Annotated in this window: 20 protein-coding genes; 6 read left to right on the top strand and 14 right to left on the bottom strand. The window is 44.4% G+C overall.

The features are described 5' to 3' along the window. The first annotated feature begins 44 nt into the window (after positions 1-44). The 3 genes from rnm to rluB all read left to right on the top strand — a co-directional run bounded on the left by rnm (position 45) and on the right by rluB (position 2,699). Positions 45-917, top strand: a complete 873-nt coding sequence (rnm, locus tag VIB_RS08110) for an RNase RNM (RefSeq protein ID WP_004395462.1) — start codon at positions 45-47, stop codon at positions 915-917. Positions 918-919: 2 nt separating this feature from the next. Beyond that, positions 920-1,540 (top strand): L-threonylcarbamoyladenylate synthase, encoded by a 621-nt coding sequence (locus VIB_RS08105; protein ID WP_004395461.1) that lies wholly within the window; start codon positions 920-922, stop codon positions 1,538-1,540. 118 nt (positions 1,541-1,658) lie between these two features. Continuing rightward, complete coding sequence (gene rluB, locus VIB_RS08100) at positions 1,659-2,699, top strand: 23S rRNA pseudouridine(2605) synthase RluB (RefSeq protein WP_004395460.1); 1,041 nt, start codon at positions 1,659-1,661, stop codon at positions 2,697-2,699. A gap of 115 nt (positions 2,700-2,814) precedes the next feature. Here the strand turns inward: rluB and VIB_RS08095 are convergent, their stop codons facing one another. The 6 genes from VIB_RS08095 to VIB_RS08070 all read right to left on the bottom strand — a co-directional run bounded on the left by VIB_RS08095 (position 2,815) and on the right by VIB_RS08070 (position 11,244). Then, positions 2,815-4,533 carry a hypothetical protein gene (locus VIB_RS08095; RefSeq protein WP_004395459.1) on the bottom strand — a complete coding sequence of 573 codons (1,719 nt, stop codon included), beginning with the start codon at positions 4,531-4,533 and terminating at the stop codon, positions 2,815-2,817. A gap of 160 nt (positions 4,534-4,693) precedes the next feature. Beyond that, positions 4,694-6,415 (bottom strand): heme ABC transporter ATP-binding protein/permease CydC, encoded by a 1,722-nt coding sequence (cydC, locus tag VIB_RS08090; protein ID WP_004395458.1) that lies wholly within the window; start codon positions 6,413-6,415, stop codon positions 4,694-4,696. Continuing rightward, entirely contained in the window at positions 6,408-8,195 is a 1,788-nt protein-coding gene (cydD, locus tag VIB_RS08085; protein ID WP_004395457.1) for a heme ABC transporter permease/ATP-binding protein CydD, read from the bottom strand. Before cydD ends, cydC begins: the two co-directional genes overlap by 8 nt. Before the next feature lie 118 nt (positions 8,196-8,313). Beyond that, positions 8,314-9,273: a thioredoxin-disulfide reductase gene (trxB, locus tag VIB_RS08080; RefSeq protein WP_004395456.1), complete on the bottom strand. Its 960-nt coding sequence runs from the start codon at positions 9,271-9,273 to the stop codon at positions 8,314-8,316. 141 nt (positions 9,274-9,414) lie between these two features. Further along, entirely contained in the window at positions 9,415-10,767 is a 1,353-nt protein-coding gene (locus VIB_RS08075) for an MATE family efflux transporter (protein ID WP_004395455.1), read from the bottom strand. Between the two features lie 12 nt (positions 10,768-10,779). Further along, positions 10,780-11,244, bottom strand: coding sequence for a MarR family winged helix-turn-helix transcriptional regulator (locus tag VIB_RS08070; RefSeq protein WP_004395454.1), 465 nt, complete (start codon positions 11,242-11,244; stop codon positions 10,780-10,782). A gap of 376 nt (positions 11,245-11,620) precedes the next feature. On the opposite strand from VIB_RS08070, the gene VIB_RS08065 reads away from it, so the two are divergent. Both VIB_RS08065 and VIB_RS08060 read left to right on the top strand, forming a co-directional pair. After that, a complete protein-coding gene (locus VIB_RS08065; protein WP_004395453.1) occupies positions 11,621-12,277 on the top strand; it encodes a 2OG-Fe dioxygenase family protein in 657 nt (218 codons plus the stop codon). After that, entirely contained in the window at positions 12,261-13,511 is a 1,251-nt protein-coding gene (locus tag VIB_RS08060) for a cysteine desulfurase-like protein (protein WP_004395452.1), read from the top strand. The genes VIB_RS08065 and VIB_RS08060 overlap by 17 nt, the downstream gene beginning before the upstream one ends. A 183-nt stretch (positions 13,512-13,694) precedes the next feature. On the opposite strand, the gene VIB_RS08055 is transcribed toward VIB_RS08060, so the two are convergent. The 4 genes from VIB_RS08055 to VIB_RS08040 all read right to left on the bottom strand — a co-directional run bounded on the left by VIB_RS08055 (position 13,695) and on the right by VIB_RS08040 (position 17,525). Next, a complete protein-coding gene (locus VIB_RS08055) occupies positions 13,695-14,531 on the bottom strand; it encodes a DUF2797 domain-containing protein (protein WP_004395451.1) in 837 nt (278 codons plus the stop codon). A 149-nt stretch (positions 14,532-14,680) separates the two neighbouring features. After that, positions 14,681-15,439 carry a SanA/YdcF family protein gene (locus tag VIB_RS08050; RefSeq protein WP_004395450.1) on the bottom strand — a complete coding sequence of 253 codons (759 nt, stop codon included), beginning with the start codon at positions 15,437-15,439 and terminating at the stop codon, positions 14,681-14,683. After that, positions 15,412-15,735: a DUF3392 domain-containing protein gene (locus VIB_RS08045; RefSeq protein WP_040904376.1), complete on the bottom strand. Its 324-nt coding sequence runs from the start codon at positions 15,733-15,735 to the stop codon at positions 15,412-15,414. The genes VIB_RS08050 and VIB_RS08045 overlap by 28 nt, the downstream gene beginning before the upstream one ends. A 101-nt stretch (positions 15,736-15,836) precedes the next feature. After that, on the bottom strand, positions 15,837-17,525 hold the full coding sequence (locus VIB_RS08040; RefSeq protein WP_004395448.1) for an NAD-dependent malic enzyme: 1,689 nt from the start codon (positions 17,523-17,525) through the stop codon (positions 15,837-15,839). Positions 17,526-17,873: 348 nt separating this feature from the next. Between VIB_RS08040 and VIB_RS08035 the strand changes: the two genes are divergently transcribed. After that, entirely contained in the window at positions 17,874-18,275 is a 402-nt protein-coding gene (locus tag VIB_RS08035) for a hypothetical protein (protein WP_040904374.1), read from the top strand. A 59-nt stretch (positions 18,276-18,334) separates the two neighbouring features. Here the strand turns inward: VIB_RS08035 and VIB_RS08030 are convergent, their stop codons facing one another. From VIB_RS08030 to VIB_RS08020, 4 genes are all read right to left on the bottom strand, one after another. Beyond that, positions 18,335-19,438, bottom strand: coding sequence for a phosphoribosylaminoimidazolesuccinocarboxamide synthase (locus VIB_RS08030; RefSeq protein WP_004395447.1), 1,104 nt, complete (start codon positions 19,436-19,438; stop codon positions 18,335-18,337). 180 nt (positions 19,439-19,618) lie between these two features. Next, positions 19,619-20,014, bottom strand: a complete 396-nt coding sequence (locus VIB_RS08025; RefSeq protein ID WP_040904371.1) for a SulA-like leucine-rich domain-containing protein — start codon at positions 20,012-20,014, stop codon at positions 19,619-19,621. A gap of 266 nt (positions 20,015-20,280) precedes the next feature. After that, positions 20,281-20,466 carry a hypothetical protein gene (locus tag VIB_RS17770; RefSeq protein WP_083797756.1) on the bottom strand — a complete coding sequence of 62 codons (186 nt, stop codon included), beginning with the start codon at positions 20,464-20,466 and terminating at the stop codon, positions 20,281-20,283. A 154-nt stretch (positions 20,467-20,620) separates the two neighbouring features. Beyond that, positions 20,621-21,631, bottom strand: a complete 1,011-nt coding sequence (locus tag VIB_RS08020) for a J domain-containing protein (RefSeq protein ID WP_004395445.1) — start codon at positions 21,629-21,631, stop codon at positions 20,621-20,623. Positions 21,632-21,654 lie beyond the last annotated feature (23 nt).

The raw sequence follows: 21,654 nt of genomic DNA, 5'->3' as shown, positions 1-21,654 counted from the left end.
TAGTTCGAGAGCAGAAAGTCAAGCCTAAATAACAGGCAATAGATATGAAAATAGATCTCCACAGTCATACGACTGCTTCAGACGGTCGATTTAGCCCTGAGCAATTGATCGATCGCGCGTTAGAATTTAATGTCGATGTATTGGCGATTACCGATCACGATACCATTGATGGTTTAGCTCCAGCCCGAGCCTATATTGAAGCTGGTCAGCATCCGATTACGTTAATCAACGGTATTGAGCTTTCTACGGTATGGCAGAATAAAGATATTCATATTGTTGGGTTAAATATTGATCCCGATAATATCGCCCTCACTCAATTAATTACCGAGCAAAAACAGCACCGCGTGGGGCGTGCTGAGCTGATCGCTGAGCGGTTAGCGAAAGTGACGAGAGAAGGGGTATTGGAAGAGGTTAAGCGGATCGCTGGTGATGCGCCTATCACTCGTGCTCATTTTGCCAAATGGCTCGTTGACCAAGGCTACGTCAAATCCATGCAACAAGTGTTTAAAAAATACTTAACCCGTAATAATCCCGGCTACGTGCCGCCCAACTGGTGCAGTATGAGTGAGGCTATCAGTGCGATTCATGCCGCTGGGGGACAGGCTGTTTTAGCCCATCCAGGGCGATATGACTTGACGGCGAAATGGCTTAAGCGCTTAATTAGCGCATTTGTTGAAGCGGGAGGTGATGCTATGGAAGTGGCACAGCCTCAGCAAGCACCGCAAGAAAAGCGCACCCTGGGTGATTACGCAATACATTTTAATTTACTCGCTTCGCAAGGCAGCGACTTTCATTATCCCTCTCCTTGGATGGAGCTTGGGCGAAATCTTTGGTTGCCAGCAGGCGTTGAAGCGGTTTGGAAAGAGTGGCAACACCTGCCAAGCCAGAGAGTCGTGAGACTCAATGAAGAGGAATAATCATGAGCCAATTTTTTTACGTTCATCCTGAAAACCCACAAGCACGTTTAATTAACCAAGCGGTTGCGATTATTCGTAATGGCGGTGTTGTCGTCTACCCAACGGATTCTGGCTATGCGTTGGGTTGTCAATTAGAAAATAAACAGGCTTTAGAGCGGATTTGTCAAATTCGTCGTTTGGATGATAAACATAATTTCACGTTATTATGTCGCGATTTATCGGAGTTATCTTTGTATGCACGAGTCGATAATACCGCGTTTCGGTTGCTCAAAAATAACACACCGGGCCCCTATACCTTTATTTTCAAGGGTACCAAAGAAGTCCCCCGTCGTTTAATGAATGTTAAACGCAAAACCATCGGTATCCGCGTACCAGATAATAAAATTGCTCTCGATTTATTAGAGGCGTTAGGTGAGCCATTAATGTCCACTTCGTTGATTCTTCCTGGCAAAGAAACTACGGAATCGGATCCGGAAGAGATTCGCGATCGCTTAGAGCATCTCGTTGATGTGATTCTCAATGGTGGGTATTTAGGGGAACAACCCACCACTGTGATTGATTTCAGTGAAGATGAAATGGTTGTTGCACGTTTAGGTGCAGGAGACCCAACCCCATTTCAATGATCGCATCAGTCACAAAACGGATGCTTTTTGTTGGATTATTTGCAATAATATTCGACCGCGATTTTAAGATCGCATATTGTCATTCGACGTCTGAGAAGACGACATCATAGGTAGATAAATGAGCGAAAAGTTACAAAAAGTTTTAGCACGTGCTGGTCATGGTTCTCGTCGAGAGCTTGAAGCTCTGATCCGAGCTGGACGTGTAAGTGTTAATGGCAAGGTAGCTATACTCGGTGAGCGTCTAGAAGATGAAACCGCCGTAGTACGTATTGATGGGCATGCCGTTTCTGCTAAAGCGCCAGAAGAAGTGATCTGTCGTGTGCTGGCTTATTATAAGCCGGAAGGTGAGCTGTGTACTCGTCACGATCCTGAAGGTCGTCGCACCGTCTTTGACCGTTTGCCGAAAATTCGCGGGTCACGTTGGATTTCAGTTGGGCGTCTTGATGCCAATACTTCCGGTTTACTATTATTCACTACCGATGGTGAGCTGGCTAATCGTTTGATGCACCCAAGCCGTCAAGTAGAACGTGAATATTTAGTTCGAGTTTTTGGCGAAATTAACGAAGAAAAAATTCGCAACTTAGTGCGCGGTGTGCAGCTTGAAGACGGCATGGCTCGTTTTGAAGATGTTATGTATGCGGGTGGTGAAGGTATGAATCATACCTTCTATGTGGTGATTAACGAAGGGCGTAATCGCGAAGTTCGCCGTTTGTGGGAGTCACAAGGCACCACAGTAAGTCGTTTGAAGCGCGTGCGTTATGGCGATATTTTCTTAGATAAGAAATTACCGCGTGGTGGATGGGTAGAGCTCGATCTTAAACAAGTTAACTACTTGCGTGATCTCGTTGAACTACGCCCAGAAAAAGAAACCATGCTGGATGAATCGAAAGATAATACATCGCGCAAACGTGAACGTTCACGTAGTCAGAAGATCCGTCGTGCTGTGAAGCGTCATGAAGAGCGAATCACGACCACAACCGCTAAGCCGAAAAGCCGAGTGACTAATGGGACAACGACCGGTGGTTCGACAGGCAATGCACCTACACGTGCTCGTCGCAAACCTGGTTCAAGTACTCGTAATAGTGCACAAGAGCAGAGCTCCCGTCAGGGTACCCGCGCTCCGAGCGGTAAAGCTAAAGCCCCACGTCGCCAAGGCTAAGCGCATTTCTTGTTATTGAATAGGTTTATCAATAACAAAAGTAGCACTTCACCTTTGGTTAATGATTGAAAAATCCCGAGCAATGCTCGGGATTTTTATTTGTTAAACAATAAGATTATTGTACCGGGGTAGTTGAATGTTGATGATAGTCAACCGTGATACCGCTATCGTTAATATCGATGACAAACTGAGTAATCACATTACTCGTTGATTCATGCATTAACTCTTCAGGTAACTCTTCGCCACTGAATTCTGCGGCTAATCGCATGGCTTCCATAAAACGTGGCATATTAACATCAAACTGAAACAGACCTTTAGCCGTTAATGGTTGTTTTAAGATAGCTTCTGCGGAGGTTGCTGATTGGGCACCAGAATAAAGAGCAAGGTGTTTATCATTAAGACGAGCAAATAACGGTGTTTGTATACCCGTTTCAGCACTCACCAGTGTCGAGAGATCAATCGGCTCACCATTGGCTTCAAGCGTCAATTGCGCTAATTCTGGCACGAACATTTGAGCGCTGAGCAAGAGGTTTTCTGGTTGATTAGCTGAAAGAGTGAAGAGAAAATCGAGTTTATCCCATTGTGGTCCAAAAGGATGCTCTGTATCCAAGGTCAGGTCATTCAGCGCAAAATGCATACCTTTGACACTGCCTAGCATACTTGCCCCTAGACTGAGCATTGTCGCCGGGTTTTCATCGCCTAAACTTTGTTGAAAATCTGCCAACAAACCACAAGAGTAGCTTGGTTGACGTAAGTCATTCCAAATGCTACCAACAGAAGTGGCTAATTTTGAAACATCTAAACCCAGACCGATAGAAAAAATACGCTCTGTGGGATCGGTCACTTCAGGTAAAAAGCCACGTATGGCTTTGAGTGCATTAATGAGCACTTGGTTATGGCTTTCAATGACCAATTTACCCTTGATCGCCGCTTGTCCATTATGCATGCTATATTCAGCAAGCCCAACGGTGCGTGGCCAGTTACGGGCAATGGCTGCTAATTCTGTTTGACAATTGGGGTGACGAATTTCATCAAGAAATGGTTCAGAGGTCTGTTGTTGTAATACCTCCAGCTGACGAGCAATACGGTTACTGGCTGGTTGGGTGAGACCTTGGATAATGGCTTGATGATCTAAGTAAGCATAGTTGCTGTATTGTTGACCATATTTGGTTTTCAGCTCGCTAAAACGATCGCTTTGCGCAAAAGAGAGTTGTGGTTTTTCAATGCCTAAAGCTAATTTAAGCGGGTTTTCTTCACCAAGCATTGGCAGATCAAGCGTAAAGGTCGCGACTTGATTACCTACCGCAATGATCAGACCAATATCTTCATCCTCTTCTTCAGTGAGTCGATAACGGCGATAAGTGACTTCACCGAATTGGCCAGCTTGGTAGGTTGCCCCTGTTTCTTGTTCAACTTGCGAGATGGTTCGCCAAAAAGCGTCGCTGTTTTCGAGCTGAAGCTTATACACAGGAACTAAGCCTAAGGTATACATCACTGGCTTAATGTTATCCGGTGTACCGAGGTAGGTTTTCAGAGTCTGTTTATCAACAGCACTTTGTAAATAACCATCAAGATATTGAATAATAAAGGCTTGCTCTGCGGTGAGCTCTCTATCATCAAGATAGTCGTACAAACTCTCTTGAGCATAACCGAAGGCATGTAGATATTGATAATGATCGTAGTCTTCGGTAGCGAAAGAGACAAAAGCCGATTCTGCTGGGATCAGAGTCAGTAAAGGATCGATGTCACTATCGGTTTTTGGATCAAGATGGTAAAAATAGCCACCCGCCGCTGCCGTGGCAGCAATGGCAGCGGCAAGAATCAGTTTTTTCACGGTCAACTCCGTTGTGTCCCTACGATGAATCGTCAATAAACCGAGATTAAAGAGGGCATAGTGATGATTGAAATAAGTCGCCCTACGTTATGTAGGGCGAGAATAAAAACCATATCATATAGTAATAACTATGCTATTCAATACGTTGTTTATTGATTGCTTATAAAGTTTGTTGCAGTTGAAAGTATCGTCCTTGTTGAGCGAGTAGTTGGTCATGATGACCTTGCTCGACGATTTCCCCTTGATCAATCAGACAAATCGTATCCATCGACTCTAGAGCAACCAAACGGTGAGTGATAAACACCACCGTCTTATCGACAAAATGGGTTTGTAGTAAGGCCATAATTTGTTGCTCAGTTTGCTTATCTAACCCTTCGGTAGGCTCATCAAGCAGCAAAATTTTTCCGTTATGGAGCAGTGCTCTTGCGATACCAATCCGGCGTTTTTCACCTCCGGAAAGTTGACGTCCACCATCGCCAAGCCAAGTATCTAATCCTGGGCCATCGAGCAATTTCTCTAGCCCGACTTGATGAAGTAATGGTTCTAATTCACGGTCGGTTACATCAGGCTTAGCCATCAGAAGATTATCACGCAAACTGCCATTTAGAATATCAACCCGTTGACTGACGACACTGATTGCGCGGCGTAAATCGCTCTCTTGCCACTCTTGCAAACGAGTTCCACCAATAGAAATGCAACCTTGTGATGGATCCCAATAACGACACAGCAATTGAATGAGTGTTGATTTCCCCGATCCGGTTTGACCCACAATGGCAACTTTTTTACCAGCAGGAATCGTGAGATCAACCTTATCAACAACGGTTTTTGTACTGTCAGGGTAAGCGAAACTAACCTGATTAAACTCGATATCCAATTGCTCAGCATGTTGAGTGGGTGACAGGGGGAAAACCACGTCGGGCTCACTAAGAATGATTTCATTTAAGCGACGAGCGGAGGTTAAGGTTTGGCCTAAATACTGAAATGCACCGGCAATCGGCATTAATAATTCAAAGCTGGCCATGGTCGCAAAGGCCATTAAAGCAATCATTGGATCGGGCGCTTGACCATTGACGCCATCCGCCGCCAACCACAGCATTAACAGCAAGGCCCAGCCGTTAGCGAGAAGTAATAGGGCTTGTGCAAGGCCAGTATAATGGGTATTGACCTTTTGATTGTATAGGAGCTTATCTTGGGCAATAAAAATCGCATTGCGGTAGCGCTGCTCAGCATTAAAAATAACCAGTTCACTATAACCTTGCAGCCAGTCTAGCGTTGCAATACGCATCTGCGCTTTATGTTCCGTTAACGCTTGACCATTACGTTTACCTAGCAGGTAAAACAAAGGCGGCCAGACGAGCAGTAACGTCAGTAAGATAGCCCCTAACGTTAACCCCAAACTCATATCAAACCAACAGAGTAGGGCGGTTAATGCGCCAATCCCAAAAATACCCACGGTTACTGGGTTAATGAGTCTTAGATAGACATGATCCATCGCATTGATATCAGCGACTAAGCGATTGAGCAAATCCGCATCACGCAGATTATTGATTCGTCCGGGAATCAAGGGTGCTAATTTAGTAAAAAAGAATACTCGCAGATCGGTCAGCAGTTTAAAGGTGGCATTATGGCTAACCACTCGCTCACCCCAGCGGCCTGCTGTACGCTGCATAGCAAAGCCGCGGACAAAAGCCCCAGGTAGCATATAATTAAACGTTTCTCGGGCAATGGTTAAGCCTGCTACCGCTGCAGCCGATAAAAACCATCCTGACAGTGTTAATAAACCGATTGAGGCACAAACCGTAAAAAAGGCCAGTAACATACCCAGTGATAAGCCAAACCAATGTTTTTTATACAGCTTGAGATAAGGCAATAATTCACGCATCTAAATTCCCCTTATCGGCTTCTTTTCTAGTTTGGTTTGCACTAAGCATGCGAGAAAAGAGTCCTAGTTGCTGACTAAGTTGATGAAAATTACCTTGTTGAACGATCTGTCCCTCTTGCATCACTAAGATTTGATCGACGGAACGTAAAGGTTCAAGTTGATGAGTCACAAATAGCGCCGTTTTATCACTAATTTGTTGTGTTAAGCTGCGCATAACCAGTTGCTCACTTTGTGCGTCTAAGCTGGCAGTTGGCTCATCCAAGAGCCAAAATTTGCCGTTCTGTAACATCGCTCTCGCCAGTGCTAGGCGTTGAGCCTGACCGACGGATAAGCCACCAGAGCGATCACTGATTGGGTAATCTAATCCATGTGAGTGAACAAATTCGCTAGCAAAAGCCTCATCTAATACTTTTTGTAGCTGTTTATCGTCGATACTTTCTTTACCTAAAGTGACATTGTCACGAATGGTTCCGTGGACTAAAAGCGGGTTTTGTCCAATCCAACTGATTAACGCTCGCCAAGAAGCATGGTCGATTTGACTTAATTCTGTACCATTGATGGTTAAACTGCCTTGATAAGGCATAAAACCAAGCAGGGCATTGACTAGGCTGGTTTTGCCTGCGCCACTTGGTCCGACTAACGCCGTGGTTTGACCATGGGTTAATTGAAAAGAGATCGGACCAACGAGCGTTTTTCCTTCTAGGCTTAACACGGATAAATCTTTGGCAATAATCTCGATAGAAGGGGCATTGGCCATAGAGTGATGGCCTGATTGGACTTGTTCAACATCGATACTTAAGAAATCCACCATACTTTCAGCGGCAGCAATCGCTTGTTGTTTGGCATGATAAAAGGTGCCTAAATCACGTAAAGGCTGATAAAACTCTGGAGCGAGGATCAAAATAAATAATCCTGCAAATAAGGTCACGCCAGTACCGTAATATCCAAAATTGAGTTCACCGATAAAGCTAAAACCAAAGTACACCGCGGTGATGGCAATCGATACCGAGGCAAAGAACTCTAATACTGCGGAGGATAAGAAAGCAATGCGTAAGATATCCATGGTTCGTTTACGAAACACTTCCGAAGCTCCTAGCATTTGATCGGTTTCTGCTTGGGTTCGATCAAATAAACGGATCGTCGTCATGGCCTGTAAACGATCATAAAAATGACCGGATAAACGTTGCAGCGCTTTAAAGTTTTTCTTGCCTGCATCAGCGGCTTTCATGCCTACTAAAGCCATAAATAGCGGAATAAGCGGAGCGGTGATCAAGAAAATTAATCCTGCCGCCCAGTTGACCGGGAATACCACCACTAAAATGATAAAAGGGATCAATACTGCCAGCGCCATTTGTGGTAAATAACGAGCAAAAAAGTCATGCATTTCTTCGACTTGTTCAAGCGTTAAGGTTGCCCATGCTCCGGCAGGTTTACCTTTAATGTAGGCTGGTCCTAAATCACGAAGTTTATTAAAAATCAGTTGCCGAATGTAGGTTCTGATCTCTTGACCAGCACGAAATCCAGCCATTTCTCTCGCCCACGAACAGCCAGCGCGCAGTGCAATGGTCATGGCCAATAAACCGAAATGCGTGACTAAGGCTTGTTTATCTACCTGCTCGATGATTAGCTGGTGAAGAATACTGGCGATCAAGGCGGCTTGCCCGAGCAAGAGCAAGCTCGAAATAACGCCTAACCCAATAGCAAGCATTAACCAACGTTTGGCAAGTTTGCTTTGCTGTTTGAGCCAAAGATTGAGGCTGCGTTGCTTTTTCTTATCCATTTTAAAGGCTTATTGATCATTATTATGAAAGGTAAGTCGGCTAGTATACAAAAGAAAACCCAACGGATATACCGCTGGGTTAGTCAGTTGTCACACAGGAGGCACAATCGATGGTTTTTTATTTGTTATTGAGGCTATCAAGGTAGCGCTCAGCATCGAGTGCGGCCATACAACCTGTACCAGCCGAAGTGATGGCTTGACGGTAATTATGATCCATCACATCTCCCGCAGCGAAAACTCCAGCTACGTTCGTTTGAGTGGCATTCCCTTCTAAGCCAGATTGAACCCAAATATAGCCATCTTTCATATCAAGTTGACCTTGGAAGATGTCGGTATTGGGTTGATGACCGATAGCAATGAAAACTCCCATGACATCGAGTTGTTCGGTTTGATCAGATTGTGTGTCTTTTAAACGAACGCCGGTCACGCCCATCTCATCGCCAAGCACTTCATCTAACGTGCGGTTGGTATGTAGAACAATATTGCCGTTGTTGACTTTATCCATTAAACGGTCAATAAGAATTTTCTCTGAGCGGAAGGTATCTCTGCGATGAATTAAGTGAACTTCAGAGGCGATATTGGCAAGATACAAGGCTTCTTCGACAGCGGTGTTACCGCCACCGACCACCGCGACTTTTTGGTTACGATAAAAGAATCCATCGCATGTTGCACAAGCAGAAACCCCTCGGCCTTTAAACGCTTCTTCAGAAGGTAGGCCTAAGTATTTTGCGGAAGCACCGGTTGAAATAATCAACGCATCGCAAGTGTACTCTTGGCTATCACCTTTCAAGCGGAAAGGGCGCGTTGAAAAATCGACCTGATTAATATGGTCAAATACAATTTCAGTTTCAAAGCGCTCTGCGTGTTGCTTCATCCGCTCCATTAAATTGGGTCCGGTTAATCCTTCTGGATCGCCTGGCCAGTTTTCCACTTCCGTGGTGGTCGTAAGCTGACCACCTTGTTGCATCCCAGTGACTAACACTGGATTTAGGTTCGCACGCGCTGCGTAAACGGCAGCGGTGTAGCCAGCTGGGCCTGAGCCTAAAATAAGTAGTTTACAATGCTTTACATCGCTCATGATGACTCCGCTGTGAGTTCTAAAAAGTTAATCGATTGTAAGGAATAATGTTCGGGATGAAAAGCCATATATCCCCTTGCTACTTGAAGCCGTGGTGTGAGCTGCCTCTACCACTGGCCACATCAAGTTATTAGAGGTTCGCTAGGGGATGACTAATGAATCGGGTTGATGACCGAGTTTTTTCCATTGGCGATACAACATGAAACCCACCAGTAAGGATAAACAGATATTGGACAGCGGAACCGCGAGCCATACGCCATTTAAACCAAAGAAATGGGGCAAAACCAACAAAAAAGGAATCTGAATCATCATATTACTCATGGTAATAAACGTCGCTTTATTGCCTAATCCTAAGGATTGAAACCACGTTGCGGTTAAAATAAGAAAACCGTCTAAAAACATGGCACATAAAAACAACCGCATTGCCCATGTGGTGGTGGAGAGCAGTGCTTCATCGCCTTGAGCAATAAAAAATTGTGCAAAGAAACTGGGTGACCATTGAATCGCCAGAACCAGGAAAATACCACTGCCTAGGGTAAATGCGCTGGCGATTTTAAACGTTGCTTTGACGCGTTGTTTAAGATTCGCACCGTAGTAAAAACTGGTCAGAGGCTGCATCCCTCCTGCAGTGCCTTCGGCCATCAGATAGTAAAAAGTCAGTAAATAACCAGCAATACTATAAGCAGCAACATGGATGGCTTGACCATGTTTGAGCAGCAGCATGTTGTGCAGCACAATAGAAAAACTGATATATAGGTACATCAGCATACTCGACAAGCCGGTTTTTAGAATGTCGAACACGGCTTTGCTTTGCCAGTGAAAAGCTTGTTTTGAGATAGGCAGTTGGCTGCGACGGCTCAGTAAATAGTTTAAACAGATGGCGACGGAGATCAGCTCCCCCAGTAGAGTAGCAATAGCTGCCCCTTGCAATCCAAAACGGAAATAACCAATAAATAGGGCGTCCAAGGCAATATTACTGATCGCACCAATTCCCATGGCGAGTGTTGCTAAACGTGGTGCTCCGGCGTTACGTACTAACAGTGGTAAGGCAATACTGCCGAGAACAATCGGAGCGCCAGCCATCATCCAATACAGATAATCTGCTCCTTGTAAGTAAGCTCCATCTGTTGCACCTTGAAAATGCAAAAACATTGGACTTAGAAAGTGCAGTGCAATGCCTAGCGGCAAGCCGACAGCGACCAGTAATAGTAGGCCGTGGATCAAATAATTAATTGCAGACGAGGTTTCACCTGCGCCCATTTTTAACGACGTATGAGCCCCTGCACCCATGCCAATCATCATACCAAAGGCGAGTAATACGCCGACAAATGGCCACGCTAAGCTAATTGCGGCTAATCCATCGGCCCCGATAAAGTGGCCAACAAAAATACCATCGACAATTTGATAGGTACCACTGACCATCAATGCGGCAATCGATGGCAAGGTGTAGTGCCAAAACGCTTTACCGACGGAAGTACGCTGTAAATTTATCATGTTGTTTCTCAATTAATAAGGACGAGAGGTGAGCTGAGGCGGCTCCATGCCCCCAAGATCTAAATCACGACAAGCTTTCATTAACAACTGTTCTAATTGTCTCAACTCATCGCTGGTTAATGTCTGTTGAAAGTGCACAATGGCGGAGTGATACACCTCTGCTTCATATTCTTGCATGGCCAACATTTTTTCACTCGGCAACAGACGCTGTGCTCGCGCATCCTCCAGGCAAGGTTCACGAATGATATAACCTTGTTTTTGCAGCTTATTGACCATGGCACTCGCTGAAGCTTTGCTCACCTTCATCTGGTCAGCCAATTCGGTTAAACGAATGCCCTGTTCCGCATAGGCAAGTAAGGTATAGATATACTGCAATTCACTATTGGTTAACTCTAAATGACCATTATGTTTTGCTTGTTCACGCCAATGATGCCATAAGTGCCACTCTAAGCGCTGTAGGCTATGCCTTAAGTCCATAATTTACTCTTGCGTTTATCTTTTTAGTTAGTCTAACTAACAATTTCCGTGGTAACAAGAAAATCATTATTCAATCCATGTAACGACAGGCGAGTCGAATGGAATGAATGGTTAGATTACGCTTCAATATTCGAAGGCGGTGATTTTTGTATAACTATTTGTTTTAATTTAAATTTTATTTTTCTTGGTGTGTGAGTCTAAAATTTGGGCTATGCAATGTTAATTTTTGGTTTATTAGTCTAGTTTTAATGTTTTCATTAGTTTTTTATTTCTTATTGTCTGCTTGGCTTGAATAAAGCGTATTTCTGCGTATTCTTTATGTAAATACAATGTTAACCAAAAGTGTCTGGCATGTGTTTTCATTAAGGAGTCAATAATGTTATCTGCACATGAAACAACCCTACAAATTACTCATTTAAGTCCAGAGGCAACACGCCAATTAGCGCTATCGTTTGCCACGCTGCCCCATACCGAACATGCTGATGGTAAATACCGCTTGCGTCGTTATTCGGTGATTCAGTATCGAGATGGTCAAGTGGTTTCTCTTGGAAAAAATGAGTTTGTGCAAAGCGAGGACATTAACCATTTTCAAGGGGATATTGTTCGTCAGTTTGAGCCGATTCTTGCCGAGACACTCAATAGTGAGGGAATGCGTGAGGTATGCGAGTTATTTATGCAGGCTAATGAGTTACCGAATGGGCAAGAGATAGAGATTCATCAAATTCGAGTGACGGCCATTTATGATGAAACTCAAGTCGCTCCAGAAGGCGTTCATCAAGATGGGTTTGATCATATCGCCTTAGTCAGTATTGACCGCTATAACATCGTTGGTGGTGACATTATGCTTTACAACGACTGCCATGAAGCGCCATTTTTCCGTAAAGTGCTTGATAATGGAGAGGTAGCGATACTCGCAGACAGTAAGTTATGGCACAACGCGAGTCCCATTCGCTCGGTGGATCACACTCAAGAAGGGCACATGGATGTTTTTGTTCTAACCGCTAAGGATGGTCGCCATGAGTTTCACTCCTGAGCAAGCACGGGTGCAGTTTTCTGCTTTAGCCCAGACTCACCATGATCGGCCAGTGTATTTCTTTGATGGACCCGGTGGTTCTCAGGTGCCTCGCTCAGTGCTACAAGCGATGACGGATTATCTGGGTCACTTTAATTCTAATCTTGGTGGTCACTTTTTTTCGAGCCAGCGGACAACGGATCTCATGTTACAAGCAAGAGAATCGGCTCAAGCGCTACTCAATGCTGAATCGTCGGGTAACATTGTCTTCGGTGCGAATATGACCTCCTTGACGTTTCAACTCAGTCGCAGCATTAGTCGAGAGTGGCAAACGGGTGATGAAGTGGTTGTTACGGCCTTGGATCATTATTCTAATGTATCGAGCTGGGAACAGGCCGCACAAGATAAAGGGGCGCTTGTTCATCAAGCAAGGATCAATCCTGAAAACGGTACGCTGGATATTGATCATCTTTTAAGCCTAATTAATGCTCAAACAACTTTGGTCGCGTTGACTTATGCGTCTAATACGACGGGTTCAATCGTCGATGTCAAAAGGGTTATCGAGGCAGCTCATGCGGTAGGGGCTCAAGTGTTCATTGATGCTGTGCATTATGCGCCGCACCATTTGATTGATGTCCAAGATTTGGAGTGTGATTTCTTAGTCTGTTCGGCGTATAAATTTTTCGGGCCCCACATCGGTATTGCCTATATCCACTCTCAATGGCTACACAGTTTGCAACCTTATAAAGTGGAGCCCGCAACCAATATTGGTCCCGGCCGATTTGAAACGGGAACCCAGAGTTTTGAAAGCTTAGCAGGCTTAGTGGCTGCGATTGATTATTTGGCTCAATGGGGAGAAAGCGGTGCGCCTTTACGTCAACGTTTGGCGCAGAGTTTTGCACAATTTAATCAACATGAGCAGCAGCTGAGTGGTTATTTTCTGCGTAAATTACAACAATTACCGCAAGCTCAATTGTATGGTCGATGGGAAGCCGACAGCGATAAGCGTACACCGACGTTCGCGATTCGTATCGCTGATCATTCACCAGAATGGATAGCCAAGACGTTAGGTGAACAAAATATTTGTGTCTGGAATGGCCATTTTTATGCGCTAGGTTTGATTCGTCAACTAGGGTTAGAAGCGAAAGGTGGAGTGGTGCGAATTGGTTTAATGCACTACAACACCGTTGAAGAAATCGATCAGCTTTTTAACGTATTGGCGCCATTGGTTGACCCAGTATCGCTCGCCGAGTAACAGTGTCAGTCGCCATCGGGCAAACTTTCTTACCCGATGGCTTGTTTGATTATGTCAGATATTATTCGTCGTATATACCCAAACGACTTGGAGTTGCAGGTAGGCGGCAAGTGAGTGAATCCCCATGAGCATAGGCGAACTATGTGATTGGGGTGAACGAACGTAGCCAACACTGCTGCAGCTTCAAGTAGGCAGGGTATAACTCACTTCTACTTCGTAAGCGGTGTATTTACGAATATTGATCACGCCGTTATCAAAGATCAGGTATTGGCCTTTAATACCTTGTAACACGCCACTAACTAATGGCTGCTTATCAAAATTATGGGAGGTAATTTTAACCGGATGTTGTTCAACCGGATAACGAATTTCGGTACCGTTCTCGTCCAACTCAATCACTGCATCGGCTCCAAATTTCTGTCTTAACTCTGCAATTTTTGAGGTTAACAATGGTGTTAACTTTGCAGCGTGTTCGGCTAAGGGCAGAGGTTCACCATCTCCTTTCAGTAGCGTTCGCCAATTGGTTTTATCAGCGATGTGTTTAGCCAGTTCGACTTCGAGTAAGCCTGAAATATGTCGAGTTTTGACTTTGTACAGCGGTAATCCTTGAGTGGCTCCTTGATCTATCCAGCGCGTCGGAATTTGATTATGGCGAGTGATACCGACTTTTAAGCTCGAGGTGTTGGAGAGATAAACGTAATGATCGACCATGCAGTGACTTTGTGCCCATTCAGGTTCACGGCAGGTGCCTTGTTCAAAATGGCAGGTCTCTGGTTTCATGATGCACATATCGCAACTGGCGAGTTTTTTCATGCACACAAAACAATGACCTTGAGAGTAACTTTTTTTGGTCTTTTTGCCGCATGAATGGCAAAAAATATTACCCGTATGGTGAAGTGTCAGCGTTTTGCCGATCAATGGATTAAGGTCGATCAAATGCTCGCCAACGGGAAGTTGGTAATGAACCGTTTGATGATGTTGAGCACGCATTTTTTGTAATACGCCGCGTATAGTTAAAGACATGACATCGCTCTTTTCTGTGTTGTTATCCCTTACTGACCGACACTTACGTTGTTTATGGCCTAGTTAATCAACGGATTATTGAGATCCGTAAGCCAGAACTTAGGTTATTAACGGCGTGTTTTCGGTCGTTTGGGTTTGGAATTATGTGGTTATTCTTGAGTCCAATCAGACTCATCGACACTGTTCTCGCTTAGTGTACCATTATCACGAGATTCAGACAGGATAGGTTCTTTGGGACCTAAGAACCTCGGTTGCGTATCGAGGAAATAAAGATCTAAAACCGCTTTGCTTCTTGCGAAGACTTCACGTAAACGTACTTTGTACCCTAGATGATTTTTAGGACCGGGAACGGCTAGACAAGTGGCGTTAATCTCGTGATGTTGAGCGATAAAGAGCGCACGCTCGCAATGAAAACGTTGAGTGACGATCAAGAAATTATCGGTATCAAAAATGCGTTTCGCTCGGACAATCGAATCTAAAGTACGAAAGCCAGCGTAGTCGAGATAGATCTGCTCATCGGGCACGCCCGCTTTGAGTAAATCACGTTTCATCGTCCAAGGTTCGTTATAAGAACGATGAGCATTATCGCCGCTCAGAAGAAAATAATCGGTTTTATTGAGTTGATAAAGCTCAACCGCCGCTTCAATACGGTGTAGATAATAGTCATTAAGGGTCCGCCCAAGGTATTTACTGGTTCCTAGCACCACCGCGACATCAAATTTGGGTAATTTATTGATATCGCTAATAATATGCGGTTGAGTCTGCCAGCTTACCCAGCGGTCGATAGAAAAAATGACGGCTACGGCTATCAGGAAAAGCAGCATCAGCAAGGCTACGCCGCGGAGAAACCAACGTAAAAGCGTTTTCAGTCGGCTAATCATTAAATTTGTCGGTTTTTTTGTGCCCATAAACCTATCACAATAAAACTGATCATGATGACACTAAACATCAGGCCTCGCTCTAAGTTGGCCAGCGTGCGAGTTAGGTAAGGGCTGGCTTTGACAATCAGTAAGCCATAACCAAACGCATTGACGATAATAAAGACTAAAGTGCGGACAATAAAATGCTGGTTATGCATCAGGCGACGCAGTAAGGCATTAACTTCTCCGCCTAGCATTACCAACCAGCAGGCAATCAATGCCATCGAGATCTCAGCAAGATAGGGGACCAGATACTGACCGGCTGGGGCAAAAAAACTCATCATATCGGTGCTCTAGTGATTAAAGCCTAGGGGCTGCTAACGTTGCACGACAAAACAGCGCAAAAATTAACAGCCCCTATTAACGCTCTGTTCAACGGGACGTATTAAAAAGCGGTACGCTTGTAACGACGATAAGCAGGTTGCCAGAAATGCTGTTCAATGGCAACGTCCAAAGCTTCATCCGTAATTTCTAACGCAACACCTTGCTCTATGGCTTTTTTAGCAACAGCGAAGGCGATTTTCTTCGAGACAGAATGAATCGATTCTAATGGTGGTAGAAGCGGACCGTGACCATTAATCGCTAGTGGTGAGCAGAGTGATAAGGCTCGGCTCGATTCCATTAACATTTCATCGGTCACTCGTTTTGCGCCCACGGCGAGTACGCCTAAGCCAATCCCGGGGAAGATATAGCTGTTATTACACTGGGCAATCGCGTACGTCTTACCATCATGGATGACGGGAGCAAACGGACTTCCTGTTGCGACTAACGCTTCACCATTGGTCCAATGAATAATGTCAGCAGGTGTCGCTTCAACTCGACTGGTTGGATTAGACAAAGGGAAAATAATTGGTCGAGGGCAATGCGCATGCATCTCTTTGATCACTTCCTCACTGAACAGACCCGGAGCGCCTGAAACACCCACCAACACTGTTGGTTTGGCATGACGCACTACATCGACCAATGAGTAACCATTACCTTCAGAAGTCCAATCTTGTGTATTGTCTTTTTTCTGCACCAGACGCTGTTGGAAATCAAGCAGATTCGGCATCCCTTCTTCTAATAGACCCCAACGATCGACCATATAGACTTGTGAACGAGCTTGAGCATCGGAGATCCCTTCTGAGACCATCTGGGCAATAATCGCTTCAGCAATGCCACAGCCAGCGGAGCCTGCACCTAAGAAGGTAATCCGCTGTTGTGATAATTGGCTACCTGCCGCTTTACAAGCCGCCAGTAGTGAGCCAACCGTGACCGCCGCCGTGCCTTGAATGTCATCATTAAAGCAGCAAATGCGATTTTTGTAGCGTTCCAGCAGTGGCATGGCATTTTTTTGCGCAAAATCTTCAAATTGAATCAAGGCATCTGGCCAACGATGTTGTACCGCTTGGATAAAATCTTCGACAAAGTTATCGTATTCGGCTCCGGTGATCCTAGGATGACGCCAGCCCATGTACATCGGGTCTGCTAGGCGTTGTGGGTTATTGGTACCGACATCCAATACGATGGGTAAGGTATAGGCCGGACTGATTCCGCCACAAGCCGTGTAAAGTGATAATTTACCGATTGGAATGCCCATACCCCCAATCCCTTGGTCGCCAAGGCCGAGAATACGCTCACCATCAGTCACCACGATCACTTTCACGTTATGGTTTGCCGCGTTATTAAGCAGATCATCGATACGATCTCGGTTAGCGTAGGAGATAAATAGCCCACGACCACGACGGTAAATATTAGAGAAATTCTCACACGCAGCGCCAACCGTTGGGGTGTAAATGATCGGCATCATCTCAGAGATATGGTTTTGTACTAAACGATAGAAGAGAGTCTCGTTGGTGTCTTGAATATTGCGTAGGTAAATATGCTTATCCATATCACTTTCAAAGCTGCAATATTGTTGGTAAGCACGGACCACTTGTTCTTGAATCGTTTCTGTTGATTCTGGAAGTAAGCCTTCCAAGTTAAAAGATGCACGTTCTTCGGCGCTAAAGGCACTGCCTTTATTCAGTAAAGGGGTGCTAAGTAGCGCTGGGCCAGCATAAGGAATATAAAGCGGACGTTTATCGTTATTCATTTGGTGCCTATGTAGGGTAGGTGGGAACAGATGGTTAAAAATGATAGCGGCTTATCCGCTAAGTTGTAAATAGATAAGCCTTTCCGTTTAAGTGATTATTTTCATTATAGACTTAATTAAAGGTTAAATCGGTCACTCTCGGGTACTTTTTGATTGATAACCTTCTGTTGACGAGAAGAGTACTAATCAGAAACATAGTCGGTATATAGTGTTACAAGTTTGATTTTTTATATTCCAGTTAGAAGAGAATACTTCCCATAAAAGATTGTTTTTACATATCGTATTGCTATATAAGTGTTCCTGCATAATAGTAAGCCCGCTAGGATAGATTTTTACATTGAGGTAAACATGCAACAATCACAACGAGTTTCTGTCGTGTTTGATTATGCGAGCTTTTTAGGAGCATCGTGTACCAAACGATGGAATTTTTCTGATGTATTAGCCTCCTTTGCTCCCATTTTCGGTACCGTCTGGCAAGATACCGTTAAACAGAGTAAAACCCATGAAGAGCGATTATGGGATTTGGCCTTAAGCACGTTATCTAGCCGTCGAAGTGACGAAGCCAATCTTATCGCATTGCTCAAGCTGGCTAAAGCCGAAGGGATAGAAGAGCTAACACTGATCATGCCTTATGGATTAGAGCCAGCGCAGATTTTATTGATCGAGCAAAGCGCCGAGGTTAAATTACAGCCCGCTCCTCAGGGGGATGAGTTTTTGGTGGTCGTTAATCCCGCGTTGCCTGTGAGTTAGCTCTTTCATTATCATCCGCACCCATCGATCAGATGATGAGTGCGGGTAAAAAAACAGCGTTAAACAATCAAATCGTATTGCTCACGTAATATAGCGATGATCTCTTGTTTTGGGTTGCTGCTCAGCTTGATGGGGTGGCCGACAATTTTTTCTGCAATGCCTAAATAGGTGCGTGAAATGTCCATCAGCGCTTCTACCGGAAGCGCATTATTTTGTGCCAATGCTTCGCGCTCTGTCATCCGTTCTTTATTGAGTAAAATATCTGGGTCGGGGAAGTAACCAAGCAAGAATTGGCGGAAGCCTTCTTTTGAATTTTCGACGATTTGGCCTTTTTGATAATATTCGGCATCCCAAATGCGCGAAGAGTCAGGCGTACCAACTTCATCCATATAAATCAGTTTTTCTTGTCCGTTGGCATCGGTAACATAACCAAACTCAAATTTGGTATCAATAAACTGTTGACCGATGGCTTTTAATGCTTCATTAATCACGCTAAAACCCTGTTTAAGGAGCGTTTCGTAATGATCAATATCAGCAGGATGAGTAAAGTTAAATGCAGCGAAATTCTGTTCGATATCGTGTCGAGTGATATTCACATCATCGGCTTCAGGAACGCCGGGGATCCCAGTTAAAATCCCTTTGGTTGATGGCGTGATCAGCAGCTCAGGGAGTAGGCTATCTTTTTTCAATCCGTCAGGCAGAGCAATACCACAAAATTCGCGTTCACCTTTAGCGTAAGCGCGCCACATCGATCCAGTGATGTATTGTCGGCAGATCGCTTCGATTTTAATCGGTTTGGCTTTTTGGACAATCCACACTAAAGGATGAGGAATGTCAACGATGTGACTATCGGCTAACCCTTGTTGTTTGAAAAGGCTAAACCAATGATTAGAAATCGCATTGAGCGCTGCGCCTTTACCGGGAACGCCTTTTAATCCACCTTCTGCATGCCAAATACAATCAAAAGCAGAGATACGATCGCTGATCACCATAATTGCCAGTGGTGCATCTTTGGCAATCGGATAACCTTTTTCTTGGATCAATCGCTGACTGTCTTGTTCGGTAAGCCAGTAAACCGAGCGGACTTTACCGCTATGTACAGGCAAGTGGGTACGAATGGGGAGGTCGTCATTGACGGCAAGAACTTGATCAGCAAGACTCATGAAACATTCCTATCTGGATTAAACAGCGTTGACAAGAAAGACCCTCTGGTTTGCAAACCGACCATTGGGTCTTGTTTATGGCACGCATCATACCAGAACTATTTTCTGTCGCCAGATAAAAAGCAAACGTTTGCTTTGGTGGCTTGTGGATGGGTTCAGTCTCTGCTGGGGGGACCGTCGTTAATGAAAGAACGACGAGGTTTTATTCAGGAAAAAGACTTCACATTGGTGCTGTTTCGCCATGTGTTGTAAACGACGTTGATGTGCTTTATCGATACTTGCCGAAGCAACAATAGCGCTCGCATTGCCTGATTGAATCGCTTTGAGCACAATATCCATTTCAGAACCTGAGCGTGAAGCTTTCATATGAATAATTTTATGACACTGGATCCGGTGCATGCTTAATTGTTGATAGTGAGGACGAGGGCATTGTGCCGTGTAGAGAATCCATTGGCGTTGTTCGGATAACTGCGCTAAGCGAGATAATATAGGATGATTGAGTTGTGGCACGCAGTGGCGATTGACCGAGCAAGAGTCATAAGTAGCGTCTGAATAATGAAAGGTAGTGTTAAGCATAATACTGTCCTCATATACATGCTGTATGCATATACAGTAGTCGAGGCGTGGATGATGATCAAGTGATAAGTGTGTTTGTTTTTTGTTCATTTCTGACATTTAGTCGTCATTTTTATCCTAGATGATTGATAAATAAGCGGTTGTTTTTTGAACGAGAGAGTAGATGAAAGATGTGAATTTGTGATCAAATTGGCAGTTTGTTGAGATGAGAGATGAAAAGGGAATTTATTTAGCAACAAAGCGCCTTGGCGGCGCTTCTATCTAGGTTAGGATGCTTGGTGCATTTGTCGTTCACGGGAGGCGAGTTCATCAAGATTGAATAACCTGACGTCCATTCTTGCCAGATCATGGCAATTTGGACAAGAATAATGCGCTTTACCGTCAATATATTCATGCTTAGTTAATTGGTTTGACAGTTTGCACCAATCGCACACTCCGATCACAGTAAACATTACTTCTCCCCACCTTATTCTGTTTGGTGTTTAATCTGTGCAGATTATCGCACATGCTCAGTAATTAAGTTAAGTATCTGTTACTGGCTTTGCGATGCTAATCGTTTGCTTTCTAATTTATTTAGAAGAGGTTGCGATATGTTTATTATAATCATTAACTCTTAGTTAACCTTTGGTTAATGATTTTCATCGCGCCGTTGAGACGTTTCATCTCTTCTTCGCTGCCTTGTAGATCGGGATGATAGATTTTACTCAGTTGTTTATAGCGCTGTTTGATGGTTTTTTCATCGGGTAATCGATGAGGATGAAAACCGAGTAGGGCGCAGGCTAAAGAAAAAGTCTGGTCGTGTTGGTGATGTGCCTGTTGGTGTTGCTGTTTTTTAAACTCTTGATAGAGCTTATCAAGCTGACCTTTTTGTTGTTTGATAACCCCCGCTTGCTGTTGGATCTGCTCTTGTTGTTCCATATTTAATTGCTCAGCTTGATGCTGTTGTTTGTTTTTGATTGAACGATAGAGAGACAAGATGCCCATGATCAGCAACAGACCGATTAAAATGAATAGAAAATCACTCATTAACGATATCGTATAGTCTTGAGTCTGGCGATCTTTTAACGCCTGCTCTTCCTCATTGGTTACAGTATCTTGTTGCTGTGCTTGTATTTCTAGGTTTTGTAGCGCCATTAATTGATTCGCGCGGCGCTGATTAAAACGTTGTTGTAATAGTTCAGTGTAGCGTTGTTCACCTAGCGGATGGCGATCAGCAATACTGTGATACCAAATTTCTGCCATGAGCAATGATTGAGGGAGATGTTCTCCTTGTTGATATAAACGTCCCATTGCTAAGGCAGCTTCAACATCACCTAAGGTGGCTGATTTGGTATACCAAAGTAGAGCTTGGGTTACATCAGTAGACGTGCCTAGACCCTGTAAATAAGCATTGGCTAGTGGTGTCATTGCGGGTTGATAGCCGCGCTCTGCCGCTTGTAAAAACCAGTAATAGGCTTGGTCTGATTGCTGCGCTTGTTGATAGCTCACTGCTAATTGAAATTGTGCTTCCGGATTACCTAAGCGAGCTTGTTGGCGAACTTGATCGGTTTGCGCGGCAATAGGCCATGAACACACCAAGGTGAAAAACAGCAGTAACCAGGGTGATAAAAGGTGCATGTTCAGCGTGTCCTAATGAGTTG

The sequence above is a fragment of the Vibrio metschnikovii CIP 69.14 genome (assembly GCF_000176155.1).
Taxonomy (GTDB): Bacteria; Pseudomonadota; Gammaproteobacteria; order Enterobacterales; family Vibrionaceae; genus Vibrio; species Vibrio metschnikovii.
The sequence above is the reverse complement of the archived record's forward strand: the minus strand, read 5'-3'. Positions and strand labels throughout refer to the sequence as shown.

Excerpts from the sequence above, each read along its gene's own strand:
- rnm (WP_004395462.1), top strand. The coding sequence starts at position 45 with ATGAAAATAGATCTCCACAGTCATACGACTGCTTCAGACGGTCGATTT.
- VIB_RS08105 (WP_004395461.1), top strand. The coding sequence starts at position 920 with ATGAGCCAATTTTTTTACGTTCATCCTGAAAACCCACAAGCACGTTTA.
- rluB (WP_004395460.1), top strand. The coding sequence starts at position 1,659 with ATGAGCGAAAAGTTACAAAAAGTTTTAGCACGTGCTGGTCATGGTTCT.
- cydC (WP_004395458.1), bottom strand. The coding sequence starts at position 6,415 with ATGCGTGAATTATTGCCTTATCTCAAGCTGTATAAAAAACATTGGTTT.
- cydD (WP_004395457.1), bottom strand. The coding sequence starts at position 8,195 with ATGGATAAGAAAAAGCAACGCAGCCTCAATCTTTGGCTCAAACAGCAA.
- trxB (WP_004395456.1), bottom strand. The coding sequence starts at position 9,273 with ATGAGCGATGTAAAGCATTGTAAACTACTTATTTTAGGCTCAGGCCCA.
- VIB_RS08075 (WP_004395455.1), bottom strand. The coding sequence starts at position 10,767 with ATGATAAATTTACAGCGTACTTCCGTCGGTAAAGCGTTTTGGCACTAC.
- VIB_RS08070 (WP_004395454.1), bottom strand. The coding sequence starts at position 11,244 with ATGGACTTAAGGCATAGCCTACAGCGCTTAGAGTGGCACTTATGGCAT.
- VIB_RS08065 (WP_004395453.1), top strand. The coding sequence starts at position 11,621 with ATGTTATCTGCACATGAAACAACCCTACAAATTACTCATTTAAGTCCA.
- VIB_RS08060 (WP_004395452.1), top strand. The coding sequence starts at position 12,261 with ATGAGTTTCACTCCTGAGCAAGCACGGGTGCAGTTTTCTGCTTTAGCC.
- VIB_RS08055 (WP_004395451.1), bottom strand. The coding sequence starts at position 14,531 with ATGTCTTTAACTATACGCGGCGTATTACAAAAAATGCGTGCTCAACAT.
- VIB_RS08050 (WP_004395450.1), bottom strand. The coding sequence starts at position 15,439 with ATGGGCACAAAAAAACCGACAAATTTAATGATTAGCCGACTGAAAACG.
- VIB_RS08045 (WP_040904376.1), bottom strand. The coding sequence starts at position 15,735 with ATGATGAGTTTTTTTGCCCCAGCCGGTCAGTATCTGGTCCCCTATCTT.
- VIB_RS08040 (WP_004395448.1), bottom strand. The coding sequence starts at position 17,525 with ATGAATAACGATAAACGTCCGCTTTATATTCCTTATGCTGGCCCAGCG.
- VIB_RS08035 (WP_040904374.1), top strand. The coding sequence starts at position 17,874 with ATGCAACAATCACAACGAGTTTCTGTCGTGTTTGATTATGCGAGCTTT.
- VIB_RS08030 (WP_004395447.1), bottom strand. The coding sequence starts at position 19,438 with ATGAGTCTTGCTGATCAAGTTCTTGCCGTCAATGACGACCTCCCCATT.
- VIB_RS08025 (WP_040904371.1), bottom strand. The coding sequence starts at position 20,014 with ATGCTTAACACTACCTTTCATTATTCAGACGCTACTTATGACTCTTGC.
- VIB_RS17770 (WP_083797756.1), bottom strand. The coding sequence starts at position 20,466 with ATGTTTACTGTGATCGGAGTGTGCGATTGGTGCAAACTGTCAAACCAA.
- VIB_RS08020 (WP_004395445.1), bottom strand. The coding sequence starts at position 21,631 with ATGCACCTTTTATCACCCTGGTTACTGCTGTTTTTCACCTTGGTGTGT.